Raw genomic sequence first — 24742 nt, forward strand, 5'->3', positions numbered from 1 at the left:
CCTTCAAAAAAACGCGCGTCAAAAGAGTATCCAACAGAGATGTATCCCTTAGAACGTCAGACAAAAGGGCGGCTTACCGAGGTTGAACAATCTCGCGTAATTGAAATGGCGTGGGAAGATAGAACGCCATTCGAGGCCATCGAAAACTTATATGGATTGCCTGAGAAAGAGGTCATCAAGTTAATGCGTCAGAATCTAAAGCATAAAACCTTTAAAAATTGGCGGGAACGAGTGTCAGGACGGAAAACTAAACATAAAATTTTACGTCCTGCTGGTGTGGAAAGAGGATATTGTCCTTCTCAATACAAACCCAAGAGTGCGAATAAGTAACCTACTATTCCGCTGGTTTCAATGGCTTCACGGTAGTGACCGGCAGTAACAACATCATAAGCTGCTGTCGCCACGGAATGGGGAATAGCGCCGTAGTGGTGTCGTCCGCTGGCGTAGCTTCTGAAATTTGTTGTCTATAAACTTTATAGTAAGGGCAGCTTTCTTTGAGGCTTTCGATGCGACTTAACACCGAGTCGATAAAAATAGCAGGGCTACGTTGGGTATTCTGCTTCAAATCTAATACCAATTCACGCAACACATACGCTTCCCATTCAGAACGGTATTCTAGTTCTAGCTTGCTAGGCTCGTGTGAAAGCTCTTCAATTTCTTGTTCTAATTTCACTTCGTTTTCGGGCTTGTCGTAAAGCACACGTAGGGCAAGCAATACGTCGATAGACAGGCGTGAAACAGGAAGTAGAGATTTTAGTTCTTCGTAGCGTTTGGGCACCTTGTAACCTTTTTACCTATGTGGCAAAGATTTAAAAAATAATGCTAGTAGATAGCCTCAGTGTTAGTAAACACTACCATACTTTAGTCAGTTAACTTAGTAAACCGAAGCGCCAATAGCGGTACTTTTAATTAAAAAAACGTAATGGATAAAGATGAACTGGCAATAGTCTGTCACACGTATAATTAGACGCACTGTTAAGTGCATACGCGTTCTTGCTGTTTGGCCCATCATTTTGATGGGCCTTTTTTTATTGCTGAAATGACACCTTTATACCCGCCAGTAACCTGCTGACACTGTCTACTACATCGGCACGAATGAACCATTCGGTGTCATCTACTAGAGTTATATCACCGCTGATTTCTGCTGAAGCACCGTGCCCCGTCCCCAAAAAATCTTCTGTTAATTCTGCCCTAGGTCCAAAACCTTCACTGACATAAGAATAATGAGAAAAATAAGAGACAGGATAACCCAGCAAACTGGCGTTTCCGCTTAAACCGATGACAAATTTTGAAGCAGAGGACGATAGCTGCTGCACAGATTCAACAAAAAGCGTATTGGCTTGTGAGTACTGCCAGCGGTATTCACCCCGAATAAAGTTACTTTCGGTCATACGCTCTACACTTACCTCGTAGCTATGGGTTTGCCCCATTTTGGCCGAGTATTCTAATTCAACATAATTAAGCTGTTGGAAGCTTTCAAATGCACTATCGGCATTGGTATTATCAAGTTCGCCAATAACCAGTTCTAGTTCACTGTCGTCTTGCAAAGCATAAACACTTCGCATGCCTTTAATCCAGCCATCTTTAGATAAGCCAGAAGAGGAAACGCGACCTTTGTATGTAGGTATTACCCCTGCTTCTATTTTGCCATTAGAATAGTCATAACGTAAAAATAGTCGTCGAGCGTAAAGGTAGTCTGAAGTGTCGCTGCCAAAGGTATTGTGACTTGAAGCAAAAGAGTCCCCGGTTACTACAAAACTATTTAACGACCAAGCATCGTCAGAAGAAAGGGAAAGTGAAGGGTAATAGCGCATTCTATACTGGCTTCTATGATCTCTATCAGAGCGTTCATCAAAACGAAATTGCATATCAAGCTTTTGTGAAAAGCTTAAGCCGTCGCCTACCGCGTTCGTAGATACAAAAAGTAAAAGAGCACCAAATATTGCCGTGCTTTCAGCCCATTTCATTCAAGTAGAGTCCAAATCATTTTCGCGCATATTAATTCTATTAAACTTATACGAAAAAAAAGGGTAACTTGGGTAAAAATAAATGAAGAAAATAAGGACAAAAAAAAGCCGACGAAAGGCGCCGGCTAAAGATTGGAGGTGGACTCCAATGAGGGTAAACACATAAAACACAACTAAAGTTTCAATAGCAGGGAGGGCTAGGAAACTGAATTCAGTATATGCCTGTAGCCCTTATTTGAAAAACCTTAAAATATGATTGTTCTAATCGTAAAATTAGAATGAACTATGCTGAGTAATAGCAGTGTAAAGGCAGTTACGGTTTCTTTGGCATAAGGGGGGCGGCATACAGATTCAGCGCACTGATTCAGATGAACAAAAGCGCATATATAAATGCACTGGAAGAGAGTAATAAAAAGGGGAGATACTGAAAAAGAGGGTGTAAGTTTAAAAGTGGATTAGAGGGATAAACTCAGCGCCGCACAAAGTACGGCACCGAATTTTAGTTTAGCAATTAAGCCATACCTAGTTTCTTTTCAAGGTAGTGGATGTTTGTACCACCAGCAAAGAAGTTTTCATCGGCCATAATAGAGCGTTGCAAAGGAATATTAGTTTTTATTCCTTCAATGACCAACTCATCTAACGCATGGCGCATTCTGGCAATAGCTTCGTCACGACTTTCACCAAAGGTAATCAATTTACCAATCATGGAATCGTAGAAAGGCGGTACCGTATAGCCAGCATAAATGTGAGATTCCCAACGAATACCTAAACCGCCTGGCGAGTGGAAAATATCAATAGTGCCTGGGCTTGGGATAAAGGTTTTAGGATCTTCAGCGTTAATTCGGCATTCAATAGCATGGCCACGAATTTGAATTTGCGATTGATCGATAGACAAAGGCTGACCTGCTGCAATACGCAGTTGTTCTTTAATTAAGTCAACACCGGTGATCATTTCAGATACTGGATGCTCAACCTGAATACGGGTATTCATTTCAATGAAGTAAAACTCGCCGTTTTCATACAAGAACTCGAACGTACCTGCGCCGCGGTAATTGATTTCAATGCATGCTCTACGGCAACGATCACCAATTTTAGTACGCATTTGCTCAGAAATACCTGGAGCAGGAGCTTCTTCTACTACCTTTTGGTGGCGACGCTGCATAGAGCAGTCACGCTCGCCTAAGTGAATAGCATTGCCTTGGCCATCGGCTAAAATTTGAATTTCTACGTGACGTGGATTTTCTAAGAATTTTTCCATGTACACAGTCGCGTTACCAAATGCCGCACCGGCTTCTGCCTGTGTGGTTTCAATTGCACTGATGAGTTCGGCTTCGCTACGAACCACGCGCATACCGCGACCACCACCACCTCCAGCTGCCTTAACAATAATGGGATAACCAATACGTTTAGCAATGGCTTTGTTCTTGTCATTGTCGCCAGTAAGTGGGCCGTCTGAGCCTGGTACACAAGGTACGCCCGCTTTTTTCATTGCACTAATTGCAGACACTTTATCGCCCATAAGGTTGATGGTGTCGGCTTTAGGGCCAATGAAAATAAAGCCACTCTTTTCAACTGCTTCAGCAAAGTCGGCGTTTTCTGCTAAAAAGCCGTAACCTGGGTGAATAGCAATGGAATTAGTGACTTCCGCCGCTGCAATAATGCGAGGAATATTCAAATAGCTTTCGGTTGCCGAGGCTTTGCCGATACAAATCGACTCGTCTGCTAACAACACGTGCTTTAAGTTTTTGTCTGCCGTGGAGTGTACCGCAACGGTTTTGATGCCTAGTTCTTTACAGGCACGCAAAATCCGAAGGGCAATTTCACCACGGTTTGCAATGAGTACTTTATCTAGCATAGTACGCCGCCCGCTTATTCAATGATAAACATAGGTTGGTCAAACTCTACTGGGTCTTGGTTATCTACCAGTATTGCTTTAACCACACCAGATTTGTCTGATTCAATTTGGTTCATCATCTTCATAGCTTCAATAATGCAAAGCGTATCGCCAGCATTTACTGTTTGGCCTACTTCAGCAAATGGCTTCGCCGTTGGTGACGATGCGCGGTAGAAAGTACCTACCATTGGTGACTTAACCACATGGCCATCAGGTACAGTAGACGCTGCCGCTGGTGCAGGTTCTGCCGCTGCTACAGGGGCAGCAGGTGCCGGCGCTGCATGAGCAGGGGCCGCAAAACTGTAGTTCATTGGCGCTTGAACACCAGTAGGTCCACGGTGAATTCGAACAGACTCTTCGCCTTCAGTGATCTCAAGTTCGGCAATGCCAGACTCTTCCACTAATTCGATGAGTTTTTTGATTTTTCTAATATCCATGTTCAGTCTCTACGTTAATTTTTTGATTGCGGTAAATTGATGGCGGCGGTCAGGGCTAATGAATAGCCAATGGCACCAAGGCCAACTATGACGCCAGCCGCAACATCTGAGAAATATGAGTGATGTCGGAATGATTCACGGGCATGAACATTCGACAGATGTACTTCAATAAACGGGATATTGACACTTAACAATGCATCGCGAAGCGCAACGCTTGTATGTGTGAAAGCAGCGGGATTAATAATGATTGCGTCGATAGTACCCATAGATTGATGAATGCGGTCGATAAGTGCGTATTCTGCATTCGACTGGAAATGAGTAAGGGTGACATTAGACGACGCGGCCTGCGCGCTCAGGTTATCGACGATATCCTGTAACGTTTGCGTGCCATATTTATCGGGTTCACGTTGACCTAACATATTTAGGTTAGGGCCGTTCAGTAACAAAATATTCATTAAAGTTGCTGCTATCTTCGGGAAAAAATCAATGTATTCGCCATTTCAACAAAATTACATGACAGTTGCACGAAAAAAAGACAATAAATCCGTTCGTTTACTTAATTAGAGAGTGATTATAGTGCGAGTGAAAGTTTTCGCAGCAAAATACTGGTCTAATCAGGTGTTTTCGGCGCAAAGTTCTCTTTCCAAGGTAAGCTATATACTAGATGTGTCGGGGTATATAAGGGCTTTGTTATGTTTCTGGTCGAAAGACGTAAAAGCCAGTAAACTGCGCGAAAATAAGCTTGAAAGACCGAAAATTTCCAAAATAATGTTTAAGCAATGTTAGTGGGGGCTTTCAATCAATAGCGGGTTCAGTCTTTTAATTCAAACGGCACCGACATATACATTCCTTCGTACTTCGCCTTATATACGGCGAAGTGCAAATGGGGCAGGGATGAAAACCCTGTATTGCCAGAGTAGCCAATAAGCTCTCCAGCTTTTACCTGCTGCTCTCGTTCAACAACCACGCCGTTATACTTTAAGTGATAATATTCACCGGTTGTGCCGTCGTCATGCAATATGGCAACGAAATTCGCGTGCTTAGCAAATTGTTTAGAAGGACCGCCTCTCTTGCCATCATCTTTCGTATCTATTACCACACCATGGCGAGCAGCATAAACGGGAGTACCTACCGGTGCGGCAAAGTCTAACGCATAACGAGAAGCACCCGTATGGCTATAGCCTCCACCAAAACCTTGTACAACACGGTATTTGGCCGCGGGGCGCAGTGGCGGCATATATATCACTTCATCATTGTGCACAGCATTCAGCACCCCTGAAGTCCAGCTTACTTTCATAGAATGCCAAAACCGCCGAGGGTTCTTTATGGCACCCATCAATACAGGAGTGTCATCGTTTAAAAATACGTTTGATGTTGAATTTGGTATAAGTCCATTTGCCGACAGGGTAAGCACAAGGGGTAAGGGCACCTTTCGCTGAGCATAGACTTCATAGTTGCCATTGGTGGGTGGCGAAATGCTGATACAAAACCGGTTGGCATCAAAACAGCCAGGCGCTTGTATGGTTTGGTTTTGCTTCATGGTCTCTTGCGCTAATAGCGCAGACAGCGGAGCACAACACACAAAAACGAAAAACAGCGCAAGTGAAAACTGAGTCATTAGGGGCATAGCTCAACCTCCATTTACGATGAAGCCTAGTGACCCACCAATAATAACGTTAAAAGGTATTCTCTACATGTTCAGCAAAAGCAGGCGCTTTCATAAAGCCAGTTACCCGAGATTGCGTTAGTTCATTGCCGTTTTTATCGAAAAATAAAATGGTCGGCAGTCCAAGAATAGAAAACTTTTCTTGAAAGGCTGAGTTGGTAGCAGACGTATCGGTTAAGTCTATCTGCACCCACACGGTATTATTAAGCGCCTTCACCACGTTAGGATCAGGAAAAGTGTATTTTTCAAACTCTTTACAAGCTACGCACCAGTCGGCATACAAATCTACCATCACAGTTTTGCCTTCTGCATTAGCTGCGGCAACGTGCAGGCGTAAATCATCTACATCTTCAACTAGGATAAACTCTGGGTGGGTAAGTGGATTATGCTCCGAGGCAGTGTTTTCAGATGAAATAAGGGTGTTGTAAGCCAATAATGCACTGGCAAATAGACCGGCGGTAATAACTAAAGTCCGTACGTACTTCGCAATACCCTTTTTGCTAGCTTCGTTTACCACAAAGTAATAGCCAAACGCCCCTAAGCCTAGGGCTGCCCACAGCAAGTTAATGTAATCGCTAGGCCATGCTTTTGGCCATAAACGTTCCACAAAAACAATGGCCACCGACAGCATCATAAATCCAAACGATACTTTTACCACGTTCATCCATTGACCCGCTTTGGGTAGCAATTTAGAGCCGGTGATGCCAAATATAATTAGCGGCACGCCCATACCAACGCTTAATACATAAAGTGAAACGAAGCCTAGGGTTAAGTCACCGCTTTGTGCAATAAACAATAAAATACCGGTTAACGGCGCAGTGGTACACGGTGAAGCGATTAGCCCCGACAGCGCACCCATGGCGAAAACACCCGCCATGCTGCCTGGTGTTTGGTTGTTACTTAAATTCGTTAAGCGAGTTTGCCATTTTGCGGGAAGTTGAAGCTCATAGCGGCCAAACATAGCCAGAGCCAGCAATACGAAGATGCTAATGAAAATACCCAGAATGAGCGGATGTTGAAGCGCCGCTTGAAACTGCATTCCCGCCGAGGCCACTATTAATCCCAGTATAGAGTAGGTAATGGCCATACCTTGTACATAAATAAATGTAAGCCAAAACGCGTTGCTGGTTTTAGTCTGTTTGCCTTGGCCAATCACAATACCCGACACTATGGGGTACATCGGAAATACGCAGGGGGTAAACGCTAGGCCAATACCTAGTACAAAAAATAGTACTAAGGTAAGGGCAAGGTTTTCTTTACTAATCAACTTATCGGCTAGCGAATATTGAGAGGCTTGTGAAGTGCCTTGAATATCTTGTGAAGGGCTTTCAGTATCTAACGTTGTTGAGTTCGTGCCGACAATGGCCGTATCCGCAATGGCGGTTAAATATACGGTTTTAATAGTAGGTGCATAACACAGCCCAGCATCGGCACAGCCCTGATAGCGTATTTTTACTATGCCGTCGTCGGTAGCTTGGGTAATAGGAACGGTTAAGGTGACTTCGTTGTAAAATACTTCCGACTCACCAAAGTATTCATCTTCAATGATTACGCCCTGTGGAAAACTAGGTTCGCCAATGGTGGCTTGCTTAGCCACCAACTTGAATTGCTTTTTATAAAGGTAATAACCGTCGGCAATAGTAAAGGTAAGGCTTAAGGTGTCGTCTGCCTGATTAAAGTCGAATACAAAGGCTTGATCTACTTTTAAAAATTCTTCTTGGTTACTGAATACATCGTCGAAACCACCTATGCTCTGACTCGATGGCTGAGATAAGGGTTGCTCTAAAGGCTGAGATAAAGGCTTTGCAGATGGCTCTATAGAAGTTTGCGCATAGCTAGGCAGCGCAAGCGATGCAGCAAATAGACAACATACAACAAAAGAAAATAAACGGCTGAAGTACTTCATAAAACGACTTTCTTTATCCTAAAGCTATTGGCCTATAAAAAGGTAAGACCTAAATGCATACGCTATTCTTTCACAAACGCAGTTTAACAAAGCTACCAATGGTCGCTTTAGTTTGCCACTTAACCTAAAGCATTGCACCTTTGCTTGTTATTACGGTCTTTACCCCAATACTATTCTATGAGTACATGAAAGAGGAAACGTTGTGCGGTTTTTATTTATATTGTTTGCCATATTGCCCATCGTAGAAATTGCCCTGTTGGTGCATGTGGGCGGTATCATTGGCGGCTGGAATACTATTGGGCTGGTTATTTTAACGGCATTCATTGGCGCTTATTTTGTTAAGCGCGAAGGTATAGCGACATTACAAACCGCACAAGCAAAAATGCAACGCAATGAGCTGCCAGGTAAAGAAATGGTAGAAGGGCTTATGCTGGTGGTAGCCGGCATACTATTAGTAACGCCCGGTATTATTACTGACATACTTGGTTTTATGTTTGCGTTACCAGGTTCACGCCACGCTATTGCTTCACAGCTAAGTAAGCACATGAAACTAAGAGTGGTTACGCAAGCTGGCGGGTTTAATCAACAACCCGGCGGCGCACAGTATAATCCTTTTGAAAACCCATTTAATCAGCAACAGTCCGGTCAACCGGATAGCTCAGATAGCGGTGACGTATTTGAAGGTGAATTTTCAGATAAAACCAAAAATGACCCAGATAAACGCCTTAAGTAATCTGTACTTTTGGCCTTAAGTGCAAGCTTTGAGCATTAAAATCAATTTTTTTACATTTTTTTGCTCAAAAACCCTTGAACTTGTATGGCGACTCCCCCATTTATCCTCGCAGACACGATTTTAACTGCTCGGTAACGAGCAACCCAAGCATACGACATCCAAACAATTGGTTGTCGACAATCATTAACTTGAATAGTGAAATTTTCAGGAGACTTGAAAATGGCAATTCGTCCTTTACACGACCGCGTAATTCTTAAACGCGCAGAGCAAGAAAGTAAATCTGCAGGCGGTATCGTTCTGACTGGTTCAGCAGCAGAAAAATCTACACGTGGTGAAATCATCGCTGTAGGTAATGGTCGCATCCTAGAAAATGGTGATGTTAAAGCGCTAGACGTTAAAGTTGGCGACACCGTTATTTTTAGCGAAGGCTACGGCGTTAAAACTGAAAAGCTGGATGGTGAAGAAGTTCTGATCCTAAGCGAAAGCGACATTCTTGCGATTGTTGAGTAATTACAACTAACGTTAAACGAATTAAGAGAGGAATTTAATCATGGCAGCTAAAGAAGTACGTTTTGGTAACGACGCTCGTACAAAAATGCTTAAAGGCGTAAACACGCTGGCAAACGCAGTGAAAGTTACACTAGGTCCTAAAGGCCGTAACGTAGTACTAGATAAGTCTTTCGGCGCTCCTACCATCACTAAAGATGGTGTATCTGTAGCGAAAGAAATCGAACTTGAAGACAAGTTTGAGAACATGGGCGCACAGATGGTTAAAGAAGTAGCGTCTAAAGCGAATGACGAAGCGGGTGACGGTACTACTACTGCTACCGTGCTTGCACAAGCTATCGTAACTGAAGGTCACAAGTCTGTTGCTGCAGGCATGAACCCAATGGATCTTAAGCGCGGTATCGACAAAGCAGTACTTGCTGCGGTTGAAGAGCTTAAAGCCCTATCTACTGATTGTGCTGACAGCAAGTCAATTGCTCAGGTTGGTACTATCTCTGCAAACTCTGATTCAGAAGTTGGCGACATCATTGCTCAAGCAATGGAAAAAGTAGGTAAAGAAGGCGTAATTACCGTTGAAGAAGGTCAAGCACTTCAAAACGAATTAGACGTTGTTGAAGGTATGCAGTTCGACCGCGGTTACCTATCTCCTTACTTCATTAACAACCAAGAGAACGGTACTGTTGAACTAGACAGCCCTTTCATCCTATTGGTTGATAAGAAAATTTCTAACATCCGTGAGTTGCTTCCTACCCTTGAAGGCGTAGCAAAAGCAGGTAAGCCACTGATGATTATTGCTGAAGATGTTGAAGGCGAAGCCCTAGCTACTCTAGTAGTTAACAACATGCGCGGTATTGTTAAAGTTGCTGCTGTTAAAGCACCTGGCTTTGGTGACCGTCGTAAAGCAATGCTTCAAGACATCGCTATTCTTACTGGTGGTACGGTTATCTCTGAAGAGATTGGTCTAGACCTTGAAAAAGTAGAGCTAGAAGACCTTGGTACTGCTAAGCGCGTAGTTATCAATAAAGACAATACTACTATTGTTGATGGTAACGGCGACGAAGAAGCAATTGAAGGCCGTTGTGGTCAAATTAAAGGTCAGATTGAAGACTCTTCTTCAGACTACGACAAAGAAAAGCTTCAAGAGCGTTTAGCTAAGCTTTCTGGCGGTGTTGCAGTAATTAAAGTTGGTGCAGCTACCGAAGTAGAAATGAAAGAGAAGAAAGACCGCGTTGAAGATGCACTTCATGCAACTCGCGCCGCGGTTGAAGAAGGCGTAGTACCTGGTGGTGGTGTTGCGCTAGTTCGTGCAGCAGCTAAGCTTGCTAGCCTAACTGGCGAAAACGAAGACCAAACTGTAGGTATTAAGCTTGCTCTACGTGCAATGGAAGCGCCTCTACGTCAAATCGCTAGCAACGCCGGTGCAGAAGCATCTGTTGTGGTTAACGAAGTGAAAAATGGCGACGGTAACTACGGTTACAATGCGGGCAACGACACGTACGGCGACATGCTAGAGATGGGTATTCTTGACCCAACTAAAGTAACGCGCTCTGCACTACAGTTCGCAGCATCAATCGCTTCACTTATGATCACGACTGAAGCCATGATTGCAGACATACCTCAAGACGAAGCAGCTCCTGCAATGCCTGATATGGGCGGCATGGGCGGTATGGGCGGCATGATGTAAGCCACCCAAGCTTAATTGCTTGAAGGGTGTTTGTTTAAACACCTAGATATAAAAGAAACCCTCCATTTCGGAGGGTTTCTTGTTTATACGTAAAAAAGTAAGCTATTTAGTAACTTACCCACTCTATCGATAACTTCATTACGTCTTTTCTTACCGCCACTCTAAGTGTTAGTTCGGGTATTAATTCGTTTACAATCATGCCCGATAGCAAAAATCTAAAAAGCTAAATAGCTAAATAGCTTCACGAAAAGCGCGGAGTTAATTTTCAGCGTTTTTTGTTAGTTAAAAAGGAAGGTTAAATGTAGGAACTGGTCTTTGTTTACATGCACTACGTATTTAATGATGAAAATATACTTTATGAAAAAAATTTTAAAACTTACTGTACGTTTGCTTAATTACGATTACCTGCTATAAATTCAATATTGCACCTTCTAAAATAATCGTTTGCCGCTAGCGTACTTACCCATAAAAAAAACTTGCGCAAAAGCGAGTCCACATTAAAAGAGCAGTTTGAACAATGGATGTGAAAAAAAGTGGCATAAGGAAGGCGTTACCTGTCTTAACGTTTACGTTTTTTGTTTTTGCTTTAATCCTCGTCTGGTGTTTTTTCACACTCAATCACAGCAATTTTTTTCATCAATTAAATATTCGCCACTTCAAATATACCTCTGAATTAAGCGAACAAATTTCTGAGCCAGCAGAACTATTTTCAGACGACAATCCTGTAAAGCTAAGTGAAATTCGACAAACCATTCTTAACATTCGTCAACAACCTATAGAATGCTTATCAATGATTGGTAAAACAGAGCGTTTTATTATGAATCTTGTTGGTACCGAGATGGTGGTGGATATATGTAAAAGGGATCTTGAGAGCGCTAATAAATCGTTATTGGCTCTGGCGGATTACGAGTCTGGTATATTGAGTAGACAGCTTCTACAAGAGCAGGTCATAGCATCACTAAAGGAATTTCGGAGTAACTCTACTGATTTCGAGCTACCAGTTGAAAAAACCGTAAAATTTGTAGCCAATATTACGTTGTCGATTATTATCCTATCGTCGGTAGTGGTGTTACTTTTCGCTGTATTTATTTCACGTGCTGTATCTGCAGGCTTAACTAGTCGGGAAGAGGCAATGAATGCCCTCGAGGAAAGCGAAAAGCGTAATAAAGAGTTAGCGCATACAGATACACTTACGGGATTACCTAATAGAAATTTATTGGATCTCACTATAGATAGTGCTATTAGCCGCTCGGATCGAAATAGTTTACCTTTCGCCGTAATGTTTATTGATTTAGACCACTTCAAAGACATAAACGATAGTTTAGGCCATACGATGGGAGATAGGCTTTTAGTGACAATGGCACAGCGAATTTCTGAAGCAATAAGGGCAACAGATGTTGTGGTCCGATTCGGTGGTGATGAGTTTGTGGCGGTAACTGATTGCTTCGAAGCAATAGAAACTATTGACTTCATAGCGCATAGAATTCTTAAAGCTATTGAAAAACCGGTTAGGTTAGGAAATAACGAATCGTATATTACTGGTAGTATTGGAGTGGCCTGCTACCCCCAAAATGGCGCGAATTCGTCACTTCTACTAAAGCATGCTGATACTGCAATGTATCAAGCTAAAAATGCGGGTAAAAATCAATATCAAGCCTTCGATAAAATATCCGCTCTTAAGCAAAACCGTAAACTAAAACTAGTCAGTCAACTGCACCATGCCATCGCAAACAATGAGTTTAGTTTGGTTTATCAGCCGATTATTAGGCTTGTCGACGGTGCTACGGTAGGTAGTGAGGCACTGCTTCGATGGACAAACATAGACAATGAATCGATAGGACCTGATGAGTTCATTCCTATTGCTGAGCACTCTGGGCAAATTATTGATATCGGAAACTGGGTATTGCAGCAAGCCTGTAAACAGTGCAAAGCGTGGCACGATGAAGGCGCTACGCATCATGCCATGGCAATAAATGTCTCTTCTCATCAGCTAAAAGACCCAAGTTTTGCACAAAGGTTAGAAGATATTTTGGTGAGCATGGCGTTGCCTGCACACTGTATTCATATCGAAGTGACTGAAAATATCGCGATTATGGATGAACAGGCTTGTGTTGCGTCGCTACACAAGCTTTCTGAACTTGGTGTTCAACTATTGTTAGATGATTTTGGTACGGGTTACTCGTGCTTAAGTTACCTTAAGAATTTACCGTTCGATGTATTAAAAATAGATAAAAGTTTTATGCCTGCCAACAATACTATTGCTACTACTATCATAGCGATGGGGCACGAACTTGATATGGAGGTCGTTGCCGAAGGCATTGAAACTAATATGTGTTACGCCTTACTGAAAAAGCTTAACTGCCAATATGGGCAAGGATATTTATTTCAAAAGCCCGTTCCAGCCACGGAATTTGATATTTACAAACACTACGAATGTACTGCCTCTGCATAGGTATATAGGCTAAATCGGCTATCTATCTATGCTAATTTTAAACATCTATGTATTGCATCAACCAACTAAATCTAATGTCATCACTATGCGCGGCTGGCTGCTAGATACAGGTGGTGAGCGGTGCACTATTCCAGCGTTCTCATTACCATGCCACAACTCTCCTTTTAAAATAGCTACATCACCAGTGTTCAATGTTTGTATATCTTGCGCTGTGCTGTACAGACCCGATTCGGCGTTACTTGTTGCGCCGCTTTTGTGTCCCAGTTTATTGCGATCTGAATTATCGTGTTCTAACCATTGACTGCCAGAGCCTAAAAAAGTGGTAACCAATCGGCACGGAACTCTATCAACATGAAAACGAGGGCACATGGCTTTGTCTAACGTTGATAATCTAAAGCCAACGGTTTTAGCTTCAAACAGGCAGATAAACATATCTACTAGCTCTGCTATATAGGCATGTAATTGAGGCGCAAAAGGTTGGTCATCGACTAAGGTGCGAATATAGGCCTCGGCTGAATCTGAACTTAACTGTCGGGCCGCCGTTATTTTGCCACCGGTTTGCACATACTGGGTTAACGAGATTAAAAAATCATCGTTCAACCGTCGTTGCCATATAGCAATGTTGCATTCATCTTTGTAAATATCGGTAAGCACAATGGGTGCTTCCGATGTGCTAGATTTTTTTATTCTCGCAGTTTGTGTTGCTTCATACTTTTTTTCAAAGCCATTTACACTTTCATGCTCAATGGTGTCACTTATAGAAGTATCAGCTAATGCATGTGCCATTATGCTTCCTCCCAGCGCGGGAACGGATCGGGAAGGGTACGCCAATAACTTGCCCCTTTAATCAGGCTTTCATCGTCTAACAGGCAAGTATCAAGAGTTCTGGTAATGGCAGCTTCATCTAGATTTTGGCCAATAAACACCAACTCTTGACGCATATCGCCAAAAGGCTCCATCCATTGCTTTTCAATCGAGGCTAGATACTCTTCATCTTCAGGCCATTCGGACCTTGGAAGTGCTTTGTAAAACATGCCGCCGTAACCGTAATGGGCAATGCCGCCAGCTTGACTCCACTGGCCTGCGCACTCAGGGCGCGAGGCTAACCAAAAGTAGCCTTTAGAACGCAGCAACTTGCCATGGTTTTCAGTGGTGTGTAAGAAGTTATAAAACTTTTCTGGGTGAAACGGGCGCCTAGCGTGATAGCTAAAACTACTGATGCCATATTCTTCGGTTTCTGGTGTATGTTCACCGCGCATTTCTTTAAGCCAACCAGGGGCTAGTTGAGCTTTCTCGAAGTCGAACAACTGAGTGCCCAATACGGCATCAATATCAATGTTGCCCTTATTAATAGGGATAATTTTGGCCGACGTATTTAAGCTTTTCAAAATGGCGGTTAGATTCGCTACATGATTTTCGTCAACCAAATCTGTTTTGCTAATAAGGATTACGTCAGCAAACTCCACTTGGTCGACGAGCAAGTCTGCTACGCTTCTTTCGTCTTCTTCGCCAAGAGATTCCCCCGTTTCTTGTAAATATTTGGCTTCTTCGTAGTCTTTACTGAAGTTGACCGCATCAACCACCGTCACCATGGTATCTAAACTAGCAATATCTGATAACGACACGCCGTCTTCATCGGCAAAGGTGAAGGTTTCGGCTACGGGAAGCGGCTCTGAAATGCCTGTGGATTCTATTAATAAATAATCAAAGCTGCCAGTTGCCGCTAAGCGATTAACCTCTAGCAGCAGGTCTTCGCGCAATGTACAGCAAATACAGCCGTTGCTCATTTCAACCAGCTTTTCTTCACTGTGATTCAGGGAAACACCGTTTTTAACGATAGACGCATCTATGTTCACTTCGCTCATGTCATTGACGATAACGGCTACACGTTTGTCTTCGCGGTTATTAAGAATGTGACTGAGAACAGTCGTTTTGCCTGCGCCTAAAAAGCCACACAGCACGGTAACAGGAAGTTTGGTGTGGTTCATAAGAATTCACTTACAATTAACAAGATCTATAATGTTATAATATAACATATCATGTGAAGCAAGTTAGAAAATAATAGTTTTTGTAAGGAAACTGCTATGAATTATTGAAGCGGAAGGATTAACAGAAAGCTTTAGGCAGGGTGCTGTATAGCAATAAAGCTCTTACGTTTAGTTCTTACATAAACCTGCATCTTTCATCCAGTTTGGACAGGTTCTGGCGTCGTCGCATCGCCATCTTACGCCACTTAAATCATATTTATCTTTCAACAAATAAGGCTTAGATTCCAAGCTTATCATTTCAATATAGTGGTAGTTTTCCCACCGAATAAAGCAGGCATGAGGGCTTGGGTTTATAGGGCGAATTCTTATCTCTATTCCATCGGGGTTAGGGCGGGTTGTTAAACAACTTGTTGCACCGCACTTGTCTGCTTGAGCCACGTTAGGCACAAAAGGGCTTAGGCTCACTATCAGTACTGCAATTAAACGCATCAGTGGATAAATCGGCTTGGGAGTTGCTGAGTCGAGGTAGTCACAATATCATTATCGCCTTAGGCTCGTTATTCTTTATATAAGATTAGCGTGGTATTTATAGTTTGTCCGTCCAATTAGCTAGTTGTTGGCGGGTAAGTGGCAATCAAACATTGATAGCGCCGTCTTCTGTGTCAGTGCTAACGCTTTTTGTTGAATGCGGTATACTTGCGCGGATTATATTTAACAACAGGCAACGTTATGGCATCCGCATCCGCGCTACACATTCTGGTAAAAACTGAAAAAGAAGCTTTTGCGATATTAGAGCAGCTTAAAAAAGGAAAGGATTTTAGTACCCTAGCCAAGCGCCACTCTACCTGCCCGTCAGGAAAGCGAGGCGGCGATTTGGGTGAGTTTCGTCGCGGACAAATGGTAAAAGCGTTTGATGATGTGGTGTTTAAAAAAGAAGTATTGAAAGTTCATGGGCCAGTGAAAACACGCTTTGGTTACCACCTGATAAAAACCCTATATCGTAGCTAAACTTTTCAATAACAACGCATTGGACAGTGCCTCAATAACCAGCCCAGTGCTAATGCTCAATGCAAGAGTTCAATAACAATGCTGGACAACAGAGCTATAAGACCAATTAGGTTATCGGGCCAGGTTAACCCGATGGACACCTAACTAAGGCACCCAGCGTTCGCCACAAACTCCATGCTTGGTATAAATGCGGTAAGGGCTGTTTGTGTCGTGAATATTTCCACGCAAGGCTTTGTTGTGATCTACTTTAATAAAAGGCGTATCCGACGCGCTGCCTTGGCTATCTAATAAATAGTAGTGCGACGTGTATTCAGACAAGTACATTTTGTCCACTTGGGCCACATCGGTAAGACGTACTCGGGTAACGGCTTTAAAACGAGCGGCTGGATTGGTTACCGACAGCAGTTTTTTATAAAAGTAGCCTTTGTCGGCCTGGTGCTGAGAAAATCCGTTCAGCACATTTATAAGTTCTTTTAAGCCTATCGCTTCTCGCTGAAGCATAAAGTCGTGTTGGGTGTACTTTGCATTATCTGTAACTAGGCCTGCGGTATACGCTTGCTCTTGTTCTAAGCTGGTCAGGTAGTCTTGGCCTTCCTCGTTGTAATTATTCAGTGCCGCGGTATTGACGGTAATCATATAATCGCTAATACCGGCGGGCAGCACTTCAAATAGCAACACATCAGGGGTAACTACGCCGCGCTCTTCAGGCGCTTGCGGGCCTTTCGGAATGCATTTGTCAGAGATGAAATAATAATATTGGCCTGCGCTCATCGCGAACACAGTGGGGTGATGTACAAACATCCCCGCCAATAAAACCGAAGAATAAAGAAGCCACTTACTCATAACATACGTCCGCGATATGGGAATTTGTAGATGCAAACCCCAAACTACTAAGAGTGATGGTGGGCAGTATAACCTTTGTGCCTGCGAGTGCTAATACTTACTGGCTTATAAAGTGGCTTTGCATTAATTAGGTAAGACTTTATCGCTTAAGCATTCTTCTCAATAGTTTGTATCTCTTTCCATAAGGTTTCCGACGCTTCAGTTAGTTGCGCATAACTTTTCATATCACCGTTGCGCTGAGCATGCATGGCTTTTTCTAGTAAGGTATCGTACTGCTTTCGCATCTTCTTAGTCGGGCTGGATTTGAACATTCCGAACATATTAAAAACCTCTTTATATTTACTAGCCATATATACACTAGCAGACTGATCCGTGTTCACCCACTTAGGTTTAAATTATTGTAATATTCCCCATAAATGGTTTGGTATTAATGTATTACAATTCACAGTATTAATACTTTTCCGTTTCGTTATTTACCACTCTGTGCCAACTCCATATAAATTAAAGTTATGAGTCGTATCTAAATGGTACTAGTTAAGCATGTTAATTTGACGTAAATTCGGTTGCTGAGTGATAAAGCGAGTGGCTTTTAAACTTACTTTTAATGAGAAATTTTAACGTACTTAGGGAAAGTTTTTAGACCGGATATAGATTTGATTCCCTGACGGTATGTTAAGCATAAGTAAATAAAATGGCTTGTTTATCTAGAAAGAATGTCATTCTCGGTGAGCCAGAAAGTGAGGAGAAGCGTGTGAAAATCATAGTATTAAATGAATCGAAAATACCGATGCCACTATCAAATGTGGAGAAGCGCTGTGCAGTAACCCCATCAAGCGTGCAACGCTTAGTGAAAAAAGGTGCTGAGCTTCATATTGAAAGTGGTGCAGGTTTGTTAGCAGGGTATGCTGATAAAGAATATGTAGATGTGGGTGCAGTTATTATTGATGATGTGAATAGTGCATTATCAACTGCCGATATGTTGGTTAGCGTGAATAAACCTGTTGAGTCTCAATTGTCGGTGATGAAAAAAGGGGCCATCGTGGTTGGCCATCTTGACCCTTTCTTTGAGCAACCGCTGGTTGAGTCAATAGCAAGCAAAGGGTTAACCGCAATTTCGGTTGAAATGATCCCCCGTTCTTCCCGTGCCCAAAAAATGGATGCACTCAGTTCACAAGCCAGCCTTGCAGGCTATGTAATGGTGATGCAAGCAGCGAATTATCTGCCTTCTATATTACCTATGATGATGACGCCGTCGGGCACGATAAAGCCAGCTAAGGTCTTTATTATTGGTGCTGGTGTTGCTGGACTTCAAGCCATAGCTACGGCAAAACGCTTAGGCGCAAATGTGTTGGCTTACGACACTCGCCCAGTGGTGGCAGAGCAAGTGGAATCTTTGGGCGGCAAGTTCCTTAAAATCGATATTGGTGAAACTGGCCAAACAAAAGATGGCTATGCCAAAGAACTCACCGATGAACAAAAAGCGAAGCAGCAAGAAGCGCAGCGCGATGCTATTGCTGACTCCGATATTGTTATTACCACAGCACAGCTATTCGGTCGCAAACCTCCGGTATTAATTAGCAAAGATACCTTGGCACTCATGAAGCCTGGCAGCGTGGTGGTAGACATGGCTGCTCAATCGGGCGGAAACGTTGAAGGCTCTGTGGCAGGCGAAGTTGCCCAAGTTAATGGCGTAACGGTTATAGGTACTGGCAACTGGAGCCAAGCGGTAGCGCGAGCGGCTACCGACATGTACGCCAATAATATTTATAACTTGGTAGATGAGTTCTATGACAGTGAAACCAATACCTTTGGTTTGAATCTTGAGGACGATATTTTAAGTGGTTGTGTGATTGCGCACGACGGTGCTATTACCAACGACATGCTAACCAACGCCTACAAAGGAGCGTAATTATGGAAATTATCTATTTACTATTTATTGTGCTGCTTGCGGGATTTCTCGGGTTTGAGTTAATTCGCAAAGTACCCGCTACCTTGCACACGCCGTTAATGTCGGGTTCTAACGCAATATCAGGCATAACGCTGGTAGGCGCATTAGCAGCTTCTGGTGGCGACAACAACGTGCTTACCACAGTACTAGGCACTGCCGCAGTGGCACTGGCTAGCATTAACGTTGTAGGTGGTTACTTGGTAACCGATCGCATGCTTAGCATGTTCAAAAAGAAAGATAAAAAATAAGGAGTATGCAAGTGAATGATATCGAAACCATAATCAATCTTGCGTACGTTGTCGCAGCAGCGTTATTTATACTTGGCTTAAAATTACTTAGTCACCCCGATTCAGCAAAGCGAGGCAACTTTATCTCTGCTGTGGGCATGTTAATCGCCGTTGTAGTGACCTTGCTCGATCAACAAATTATTACTTATCAATGGATAGTGTTAGGCGTTGTTATAGGTGGTGCGTTTGGGGCATGGAAAGCTAAGTCGGTTGAAATGACTGCTATGCCAGAAATGGTATCGCTGTTTAACGGCTTTGGTGGTGCGGCTTCATTACTACTTGGTTGGGCTACCCTGTCTGGCATGAGTATGGTTGCGCTTCAAACCGCTACCGCGTTTACCTACATTACTTTGTTTTTCACTATCTTGGTGGGGGGCGTCACCTTCTCTGGCTCAGTGGTAGCATGGGGCAAGTTGTCTGGAAAAATGTCGTCTAAAGCGGTTATTTTTACCGGCCTTCGTGAACTTAGTGTTCTACATTTAATTGCCATGGTAGTAGTGGGCTACTTTTTTGCGACCGACCCTCAAAACACCCTATGGTTATATTGCGCGATAGCATTAGCACTAAGCTTTGGTTTGTGGGCAACTATCTCAATTGGTGGTGCCGATATGCCTGTGGTTATTGCCTTACTGAACAGTTATTCAGGGGTGGCGGCTACAGCGGCAGGTTTAGCAACCGGCAACACAATTCTTATCGTTACTGGTCTACTGGTTGGTGCTTCAGGGCTTATTCTCACTAACATTATGTGTAAGGCGATGAATCGTTCGCTAATGAACGTGCTTTTATCTGGGTTTTCAAAACCTGTGGAAGCGGGTGAGAAAATTGAGGGCGAAATCAAAATTTTGTCTGCACAAGATGCATTCTACGTACTTGAAGCGGCCCAATCGGTATTGGTTGTGCCAGGTTACGGCATGGCGGTAGCGCAAGCACAGCATGCAGTACGTGAAATGCAGTCGTTGTTGGAAGAGAATGGCTGTACGGTAGACTACGCTATTCACGCAGTAGCAGGGCGTATGCCTGGTCACATGAATGTACTGTTAGCAGAAGCTGATGTTCCGTATGACCAACTGTATGAGATGGATGATGTGAACCCGCGTATGGAAAATTACGACGTGGTTATCGTTATTGGTGCGAATGACGTGGTTAACCCTGCGGCTAAAGAGATGAAAGGTAGCCCTATTTACGGCATGCCGGTTATTGAAGCGTATCGTGCCAAAACCGTATTCGTACTTAAACGTTCTGCAAATGCTGGTTTTGCTGGGGTAGATAACCCACTTTTCTTCAAAGACAATACCCGTATGGTATTGGGTGATGCAAAAGAAACCATTAATAGCATCGTTAGAGAGTTTGGCGACGATTAAGGTATATTATATTAGTAGCAGGTATGAAAATACCTGCTGCTTTTCCTGAGCTTTATCATCCTCCCTATCATCAACTTTCTGATTTAATTCTCATTTTCAATTTCTTGCCAGTTATTTTCCTGCCACTCACGGTTTTTTACGTATAAAAAAGGTGAGACATTTCTTGTACAACCACAATAATCACCTTTACCATTGCCCCTGCTGCTTTGATTGAGTTTTTTAATAGGGGATGTAGTTAGTTAAATGTCGAATAAGCATTATCAAATTGAGGTGTTCAAAGATGTTATCTTGGTCACTTTGCGCGGTGACTGGGACATGAATACCAATATTCAGTACTTAGCATTTTTTGCAGACACGCTGAAGTCTCGACGGGGCAAAGCCTTTCATGTTCTTGTGGATATGCGTACGTGGAAAGTACCTGATTCAGTGTCTTTTGCGAAAATGAAAGCGCCCATACAATTAGATAGGCGCAATCAACTTAGTGAAACATGGCTTGAAGATGGCGAAACGGTAGCCGACCACATAGCCAACAAATTCTTTAATGAGCAAAACTTTACCTTGCAACGTACGAAAGACATCGAGTCATTTATGCAACAAGTTGATTCGATGTTTGGTGCTAAAACAAAGGCTCATATTTTTGATTGGCAGGCAGCTCATGCCGTCGATAAAGAAAATTTGTCCGACGATAAACAATTTTAGTCGAAACAATCGATATTTTACGTAGCACCACACTATACGTTGTCTATAATACCGCCCTATTTCGTATTAATTACTGAACACTTGCGTTCGGCATAGTTTTTTAAAAGGTGACTACATTGTCAGATTGGAGCATTGAAGAAGCAGAGCGCGTCTACGGCGTGTCTCAATGGGGTGGCGGCTATTTTCAAGTTGGTGAAAATGGTAACGTGCATGTTACTCCAGTTCCTGATGATCCCAGTATTCGCATCGATTTTAAATCGGTTGTTGAAGAGATTCGAAAAGAAGGGGTTCAATTCCCTGTAGTGGTGCGTTTTCACGATATTCTGCGCTCTCAGGTTGCTAGTCTGAACAAAGCATTTCGCAGCGCTATTGAAGAAGCTGAATACAAAGGCCTTTACCAAGGAGTATATCCGGTAAAAGTAAACCAGATGCGCGAAGTGGTTGAAGAAATTGTAGAGGCAGGTGCACCTTTTAATTACGGTTTAGAAGCGGGCTCAAAAGCTGAGTTGCTTACCGTACTTGCAATGAATACTAATGAAGATTCTCTAACTATCTTAAACGGCTACAAAGACGACGAGTTTATGCGCCTAGCATTGTTAGGTAGAAAGCTTGGTCGCAAAATTGTTGTAGTAGTAGAAAAGTACAGTGAACTACTGCTGTTGGTTAAAGTATCGAAAGAGCTAAAAATAGACCCTATCATTGGCGTGCGCGCTAAAATGACGGTGAAAGGCCGTGGTAAATGGGAAAGCTCGGGTGGCGAACGCGCCAAATTTGGGCTTACCATTACCGAAATTATTAAAACTGCCCGTTACCTTGAAGAGCAAGGTATGTCGCACTGTCTGAAATTGTTGCACTTCCACATTGGTAGCCAACTTACCGATATTCGTGCAGTAAAAGAGGCCATGACAGAAGGCGCACGTATTTATGCCGACTTACATAAAATGGGCTTCCCACTAGATTATGTTGATGTAGGTGGCGGCTTAGGTATCGATTACGACGGGAGTAATTCTACCAACGAGTCTTCACGCAACTACAGCATGCAAGAGTACGTAGCTGATGTGGTTTACGGCATGAAAGAAATGTGTGACCTAGAAGGCGTACCGCACCCTAATTTAGTGAGTGAAAGTGGTCGCGCCATCACCGCACATCACAGTTGTGTAGTGACAGAAATCGTCGGTGAAATTAAGTCGAATGCTGCGCAAATCGATACCTCAGAAAGTGAAAACGAACATGTATTTTTGAAAAATATGCGCGAGTTATCTGAAGATTTTGAAAGCCAAACGAATATGCACGAAGTGTATAACGATGCATCGCAATACAAAGAACAAGCACTAGGCGCCTTTAAATTGCGTGTATTGTCGTTAGAAGAGTTGGCAAAAATTGAAACCCTTTACTGGGATATCATGGCGCGTTTGCAAGTGTGGTATCGCAAAGAAGAATACGTACCGGAAGAGCTGCAAGAATTAGATTACAGCTTGTCGTCGCAGTACTTATGTAATTTTTCGGTATTTCAATCGGCTGCGGATACATGGGCCATCGACCAATTGCTGCCAGTAGTGCCACTTACGCGCATGAACGAAAAGCCTACAGTTAACTGTTCATTGGTTGATATTACCTGTGACAGTGACGGAAAAATTGATCAGTTTTCAATTGGCCGTGAAATTACCGATGTACTGCCAATGCACCCGCTTAAGAAAGATGAGCCTTATTATATTGGCTTGTTCTTAACCGGAGCATATCAAGATGTAATGGGTGACATGCACAACTTGTTTGGTCGTTTGAACGAAGTGCATATCTTTAGCTACGATGACGATCCAGAAGATTTTTACATTGAAGAAGTGGTGAAAGGTTCTTCTGTAGAAGATGTTCTGAACATTATGCAGTACAACCCACGTGCTATGGCATCTGATGTGAAACGTCTTATCGATAGACAAGTGTCGGGTGGAAAGATTAACCCGAAAGAAGGGGTTCGCTGGACCGATTTTTACGAAAATTGCTTAAGCGGTTATACCTACTTAAAGCCGTAAGCTAAGAAGACAAAGCTGACGTTAATAACCAGTAATATGAAGAACTCGTTATTAGCGTCAGTCTACTTTTTAGCATCAGCCTGCTTAAAATAACGCTTCCAAAACTCAGCTGTAGTGGAATTAATCATATTCGATTCGGCATTCATCAGCATCACATATCCGGTTTTATAATCCGGCGCAAAAGCCACATCGGCACGATACCCTTTTACCCAGCCACCGTGATAATTAATGCGTTTGCCGTCAAAGTCATAAACGCGCCAGCCTAGCCCATAATGGGCATCTTTTAACATGCCCCGCCAGCCTCTACGCCTTGTTTCACGCTGAGTTTTAACCCGGGGTGTGGTCACCTCTTTAATCATTTCTGGCGAGATCACCGTAGGGAATTCACCAAGTAAGGCCTGCAAGTAAATAGTCATGTCAGTAATGCTAGCGTTCACCCCTGCTGCGGGAGAAAATCGGTAGTAGTTACTTTCTACCGCGCCTTCCCGCCATTTGTCTCTCGCTATCGCAATATGTGGGTGTGCCCATGACGCAGAGGCTAGCAGCCCGCCTTTTCCTACACTGGCGGTATTCATACCCAGTGGGGTGAATAGTTGCGTTTGCACTTCGCGAGAATAAGAGGTGTAGTTATTGGTAAGGTAATATTCCAGCGCTCCAAAAAGCGCATTTTGATAGGTGTAGCATTCACCCGGTGTGCACAAAGGCGCTAACTCACTGAGTGAAGTTAATACTCGCTGCAGCGAATAATCTGCTTCAATTAAGTTGTCGTAGGCATTTGGCATAAAGCCACTAGATTGCCCCACAATATGCTGAAGTTGTAAGGTTTCCATTCCCTCTACATCAAACGGAATGTCCGGTAATAGGGTTGAGATGGGAGTGTCCCAACGAAGACGTTGTTGCTCAACCAGCTTGGCTGAAAGTAATGCTGTGAAGGTCTTTGATACCGATGCTAAGCGAAAAACCGTGTCTTCGGTAATGCGCGTTCCACCTTTATGTGTTCTGCCATAAACATATACTTGTGGTGCTTTACCTTGTTCGTAATACACAAAGGTGTAGCCTGGAACGTTGTATTTTTCGGCTTGGCGCTGCACATAGTTTGCGTATTCAGAAAGCCAGGTGGCACTTAATGCGGGAAAAGTCACGGCAAGCGTGACAAAGAACAGGCTAATTCTAATCAGGCGCGGTACTAGATTGCGCGTGGTTTGCAACATGAATTGGGCTCTTTGTGGGCGCACCCCAAAGGTGGCAGGCACTATTATTTTTAGGTCATTATGCGGTTGCTGGTGCCGATTATCAACTTAAGTAGTATTTTACTGTCAGTTCCGATTTTGTCGC

24 protein-coding genes are annotated in these 24742 nt (G+C 43.2%); 11 read left to right on the forward strand and 13 right to left on the reverse strand.

Translation table 11 applies throughout. From position 1 onward, the window contains the following. The first annotated feature begins 39 nt into the window (after positions 1-39). Positions 40-330 carry a TIGR03643 family protein gene (locus Q4561_RS07590; RefSeq protein ID WP_303459018.1) on the forward strand — a complete coding sequence of 97 codons (291 nt, stop codon included), beginning with the start codon at positions 40-42 and terminating at the stop codon, positions 328-330. A gap of 4 nt (positions 331-334) precedes the next feature. On the opposite strand, the gene Q4561_RS07595 is transcribed toward Q4561_RS07590, so the two are convergent. From Q4561_RS07595 to Q4561_RS07625, 7 genes are all read right to left on the reverse strand, one after another. Further along, on the reverse strand, positions 335-778 hold the full coding sequence (locus Q4561_RS07595) for a hypothetical protein (RefSeq protein WP_303458796.1): 444 nt from the start codon (positions 776-778) through the stop codon (positions 335-337). A 250-nt stretch (positions 779-1028) separates the two neighbouring features. After that, positions 1029-1967 carry a hypothetical protein gene (locus Q4561_RS07600; RefSeq protein ID WP_303458798.1) on the reverse strand — a complete coding sequence of 313 codons (939 nt, stop codon included), beginning with the start codon at positions 1965-1967 and terminating at the stop codon, positions 1029-1031. Between the two features lie 511 nt (positions 1968-2478). Further along, positions 2479-3822 (reverse strand): acetyl-CoA carboxylase biotin carboxylase subunit, encoded by a 1344-nt coding sequence (gene accC, locus Q4561_RS07605; protein ID WP_303458801.1) that lies wholly within the window; start codon positions 3820-3822, stop codon positions 2479-2481. 14 nt (positions 3823-3836) lie between these two features. Further along, on the reverse strand, positions 3837-4298 hold the full coding sequence (gene accB / locus Q4561_RS07610) for an acetyl-CoA carboxylase biotin carboxyl carrier protein (protein WP_303458805.1): 462 nt from the start codon (positions 4296-4298) through the stop codon (positions 3837-3839). Between the two features lie 14 nt (positions 4299-4312). Beyond that, on the reverse strand, positions 4313-4753 hold the full coding sequence (gene aroQ / locus Q4561_RS07615) for a type II 3-dehydroquinate dehydratase (RefSeq protein WP_303458807.1): 441 nt from the start codon (positions 4751-4753) through the stop codon (positions 4313-4315). Between the two features lie 356 nt (positions 4754-5109). Then, positions 5110-5925: a M23 family metallopeptidase gene (locus Q4561_RS07620; RefSeq protein WP_303458810.1), complete on the reverse strand. Its 816-nt coding sequence runs from the start codon at positions 5923-5925 to the stop codon at positions 5110-5112. A 49-nt stretch (positions 5926-5974) separates the two neighbouring features. Then, positions 5975-7870: a protein-disulfide reductase DsbD gene (locus Q4561_RS07625; protein WP_303458813.1), complete on the reverse strand. Its 1896-nt coding sequence runs from the start codon at positions 7868-7870 to the stop codon at positions 5975-5977. A 202-nt stretch (positions 7871-8072) separates the two neighbouring features. Here Q4561_RS07625 and Q4561_RS07630 point away from each other — a divergent pair, with 202 nt between their 5' ends. From Q4561_RS07630 to Q4561_RS07645, 4 genes are all read left to right on the forward strand, one after another. Beyond that, positions 8073-8603 (forward strand): FxsA family protein, encoded by a 531-nt coding sequence (locus Q4561_RS07630; protein WP_303458816.1) that lies wholly within the window; start codon positions 8073-8075, stop codon positions 8601-8603. A 219-nt stretch (positions 8604-8822) separates the two neighbouring features. Next, entirely contained in the window at positions 8823-9113 is a 291-nt protein-coding gene (locus Q4561_RS07635) for a co-chaperone GroES (protein WP_013786601.1), read from the forward strand. 40 nt (positions 9114-9153) lie between these two features. Beyond that, positions 9154-10794, forward strand: a complete 1641-nt coding sequence (groL, locus tag Q4561_RS07640; protein WP_303458819.1) for a chaperonin GroEL — start codon at positions 9154-9156, stop codon at positions 10792-10794. 517 nt (positions 10795-11311) lie between these two features. After that, entirely contained in the window at positions 11312-13246 is a 1935-nt protein-coding gene (locus Q4561_RS07645) for a bifunctional diguanylate cyclase/phosphodiesterase (protein WP_303458820.1), read from the forward strand. A 57-nt stretch (positions 13247-13303) separates the two neighbouring features. Here Q4561_RS07645 and Q4561_RS07650 read toward each other — a convergent pair whose 3' ends face one another. The 3 genes from Q4561_RS07650 to Q4561_RS07660 form a co-directional block, all read right to left on the reverse strand. After that, the gene (locus tag Q4561_RS07650; protein ID WP_303458823.1) at positions 13304-14032 is read right to left on the reverse strand and encodes a DUF1826 domain-containing protein; all 729 of its coding nucleotides are present in this window, start codon (positions 14030-14032) and stop codon (positions 13304-13306) included. Next, positions 14032-15234, reverse strand: a complete 1203-nt coding sequence (gene zigA / locus Q4561_RS07655) for a zinc metallochaperone GTPase ZigA (RefSeq protein ID WP_303458826.1) — start codon at positions 15232-15234, stop codon at positions 14032-14034. The genes Q4561_RS07650 and zigA overlap by 1 nt, the downstream gene beginning before the upstream one ends. Positions 15235-15402: 168 nt before the next feature. Then, a complete protein-coding gene (locus Q4561_RS07660; RefSeq protein WP_303458827.1) occupies positions 15403-15723 on the reverse strand; it encodes a hypothetical protein in 321 nt (106 codons plus the stop codon). 240 nt (positions 15724-15963) lie between these two features. Between Q4561_RS07660 and ppiC the strand changes: the two genes are divergently transcribed. Continuing rightward, positions 15964-16242, forward strand: coding sequence for a peptidylprolyl isomerase PpiC (gene ppiC, locus Q4561_RS07665; RefSeq protein WP_303458829.1), 279 nt, complete (start codon positions 15964-15966; stop codon positions 16240-16242). Positions 16243-16386: 144 nt separating this feature from the next. Here ppiC and Q4561_RS07670 read toward each other — a convergent pair whose 3' ends face one another. Then, positions 16387-17085, reverse strand: coding sequence for a hypothetical protein (locus Q4561_RS07670; RefSeq protein WP_303458832.1), 699 nt, complete (start codon positions 17083-17085; stop codon positions 16387-16389). A gap of 146 nt (positions 17086-17231) precedes the next feature. Continuing rightward, the gene (locus Q4561_RS07675; protein ID WP_303458835.1) at positions 17232-17405 is read right to left on the reverse strand and encodes a DUF6435 family protein; all 174 of its coding nucleotides are present in this window, start codon (positions 17403-17405) and stop codon (positions 17232-17234) included. A gap of 431 nt (positions 17406-17836) precedes the next feature. On the opposite strand from Q4561_RS07675, the gene Q4561_RS07680 reads away from it, so the two are divergent. The 5 genes from Q4561_RS07680 (at position 17837) to speA (ending at position 23407) form a co-directional block, all read left to right on the forward strand. Next, positions 17837-18994, forward strand: a complete 1158-nt coding sequence (locus tag Q4561_RS07680; protein ID WP_303458837.1) for an NAD(P) transhydrogenase subunit alpha — start codon at positions 17837-17839, stop codon at positions 18992-18994. 2 nt (positions 18995-18996) lie between these two features. Continuing rightward, positions 18997-19281 (forward strand): NAD(P) transhydrogenase subunit alpha, encoded by a 285-nt coding sequence (locus Q4561_RS07685; RefSeq protein WP_013786518.1) that lies wholly within the window; start codon positions 18997-18999, stop codon positions 19279-19281. Positions 19282-19292: 11 nt separating this feature from the next. Beyond that, positions 19293-20681, forward strand: coding sequence for an NAD(P)(+) transhydrogenase (Re/Si-specific) subunit beta (locus Q4561_RS07690; protein ID WP_303458841.1), 1389 nt, complete (start codon positions 19293-19295; stop codon positions 20679-20681). 243 nt (positions 20682-20924) lie between these two features. Then, entirely contained in the window at positions 20925-21380 is a 456-nt protein-coding gene (locus tag Q4561_RS07695; protein WP_303458844.1) for an arginine decarboxylase, read from the forward strand. Between the two features lie 116 nt (positions 21381-21496). Then, positions 21497-23407 (forward strand): biosynthetic arginine decarboxylase, encoded by a 1911-nt coding sequence (gene speA, locus Q4561_RS07700; RefSeq protein ID WP_303458846.1) that lies wholly within the window; start codon positions 21497-21499, stop codon positions 23405-23407. Between the two features lie 62 nt (positions 23408-23469). On the opposite strand, the gene Q4561_RS07705 is transcribed toward speA, so the two are convergent. Beyond that, complete coding sequence (locus Q4561_RS07705; protein ID WP_303458850.1) at positions 23470-24618, reverse strand: serine hydrolase; 1149 nt, start codon at positions 24616-24618, stop codon at positions 23470-23472. Positions 24619-24742: the final 124 nt, after the last annotated feature.

The sequence above is a fragment of the Alteromonas sp. 1_MG-2023 genome (assembly GCF_030547075.1).
GTDB lineage: Bacteria > Pseudomonadota > Gammaproteobacteria > Enterobacterales > Alteromonadaceae > Alteromonas.

What these genes read in the sequence shown, in the direction of transcription:
- Q4561_RS07660 (WP_303458827.1), bottom strand. Translation starts at nt 15,723, where the DNA reads ATGCGTTTAATTGCAGTACTGATAGTGAGCCTAAGCCCTTTTGTGCCT.
- groL (WP_303458819.1), top strand. Translation starts at nt 9,154, where the DNA reads ATGGCAGCTAAAGAAGTACGTTTTGGTAACGACGCTCGTACAAAAATG.
- Q4561_RS07695 (WP_303458844.1), top strand. Translation starts at nt 20,925, where the DNA reads ATGTCGAATAAGCATTATCAAATTGAGGTGTTCAAAGATGTTATCTTG.
- accC (WP_303458801.1), bottom strand. Translation starts at nt 3,822, where the DNA reads ATGCTAGATAAAGTACTCATTGCAAACCGTGGTGAAATTGCCCTTCGG.
- Q4561_RS07590 (WP_303459018.1), top strand. Translation starts at nt 40, where the DNA reads ATGTATCCCTTAGAACGTCAGACAAAAGGGCGGCTTACCGAGGTTGAA.
- zigA (WP_303458826.1), bottom strand. Translation starts at nt 15,234, where the DNA reads ATGAACCACACCAAACTTCCTGTTACCGTGCTGTGTGGCTTTTTAGGC.
- Q4561_RS07620 (WP_303458810.1), bottom strand. Translation starts at nt 5,925, where the DNA reads ATGCCCCTAATGACTCAGTTTTCACTTGCGCTGTTTTTCGTTTTTGTG.
- accB (WP_303458805.1), bottom strand. Translation starts at nt 4,298, where the DNA reads ATGGATATTAGAAAAATCAAAAAACTCATCGAATTAGTGGAAGAGTCT.
- Q4561_RS07675 (WP_303458835.1), bottom strand. Translation starts at nt 17,405, where the DNA reads ATGTTCGGAATGTTCAAATCCAGCCCGACTAAGAAGATGCGAAAGCAG.
- Q4561_RS07705 (WP_303458850.1), bottom strand. Translation starts at nt 24,618, where the DNA reads ATGTTGCAAACCACGCGCAATCTAGTACCGCGCCTGATTAGAATTAGC.
- aroQ (WP_303458807.1), bottom strand. Translation starts at nt 4,753, where the DNA reads ATGAATATTTTGTTACTGAACGGCCCTAACCTAAATATGTTAGGTCAA.
- Q4561_RS07645 (WP_303458820.1), top strand. Translation starts at nt 11,312, where the DNA reads ATGGATGTGAAAAAAAGTGGCATAAGGAAGGCGTTACCTGTCTTAACG.
- Q4561_RS07635 (WP_013786601.1), top strand. Translation starts at nt 8,823, where the DNA reads ATGGCAATTCGTCCTTTACACGACCGCGTAATTCTTAAACGCGCAGAG.
- Q4561_RS07600 (WP_303458798.1), bottom strand. Translation starts at nt 1,967, where the DNA reads ATGAAATGGGCTGAAAGCACGGCAATATTTGGTGCTCTTTTACTTTTT.
- Q4561_RS07650 (WP_303458823.1), bottom strand. Translation starts at nt 14,032, where the DNA reads ATGGCACATGCATTAGCTGATACTTCTATAAGTGACACCATTGAGCAT.
- Q4561_RS07685 (WP_013786518.1), top strand. Translation starts at nt 18,997, where the DNA reads ATGGAAATTATCTATTTACTATTTATTGTGCTGCTTGCGGGATTTCTC.
- Q4561_RS07670 (WP_303458832.1), bottom strand. Translation starts at nt 17,085, where the DNA reads ATGAGTAAGTGGCTTCTTTATTCTTCGGTTTTATTGGCGGGGATGTTT.
- Q4561_RS07625 (WP_303458813.1), bottom strand. Translation starts at nt 7,870, where the DNA reads ATGAAGTACTTCAGCCGTTTATTTTCTTTTGTTGTATGTTGTCTATTT.
- ppiC (WP_303458829.1), top strand. Translation starts at nt 15,964, where the DNA reads ATGGCATCCGCATCCGCGCTACACATTCTGGTAAAAACTGAAAAAGAA.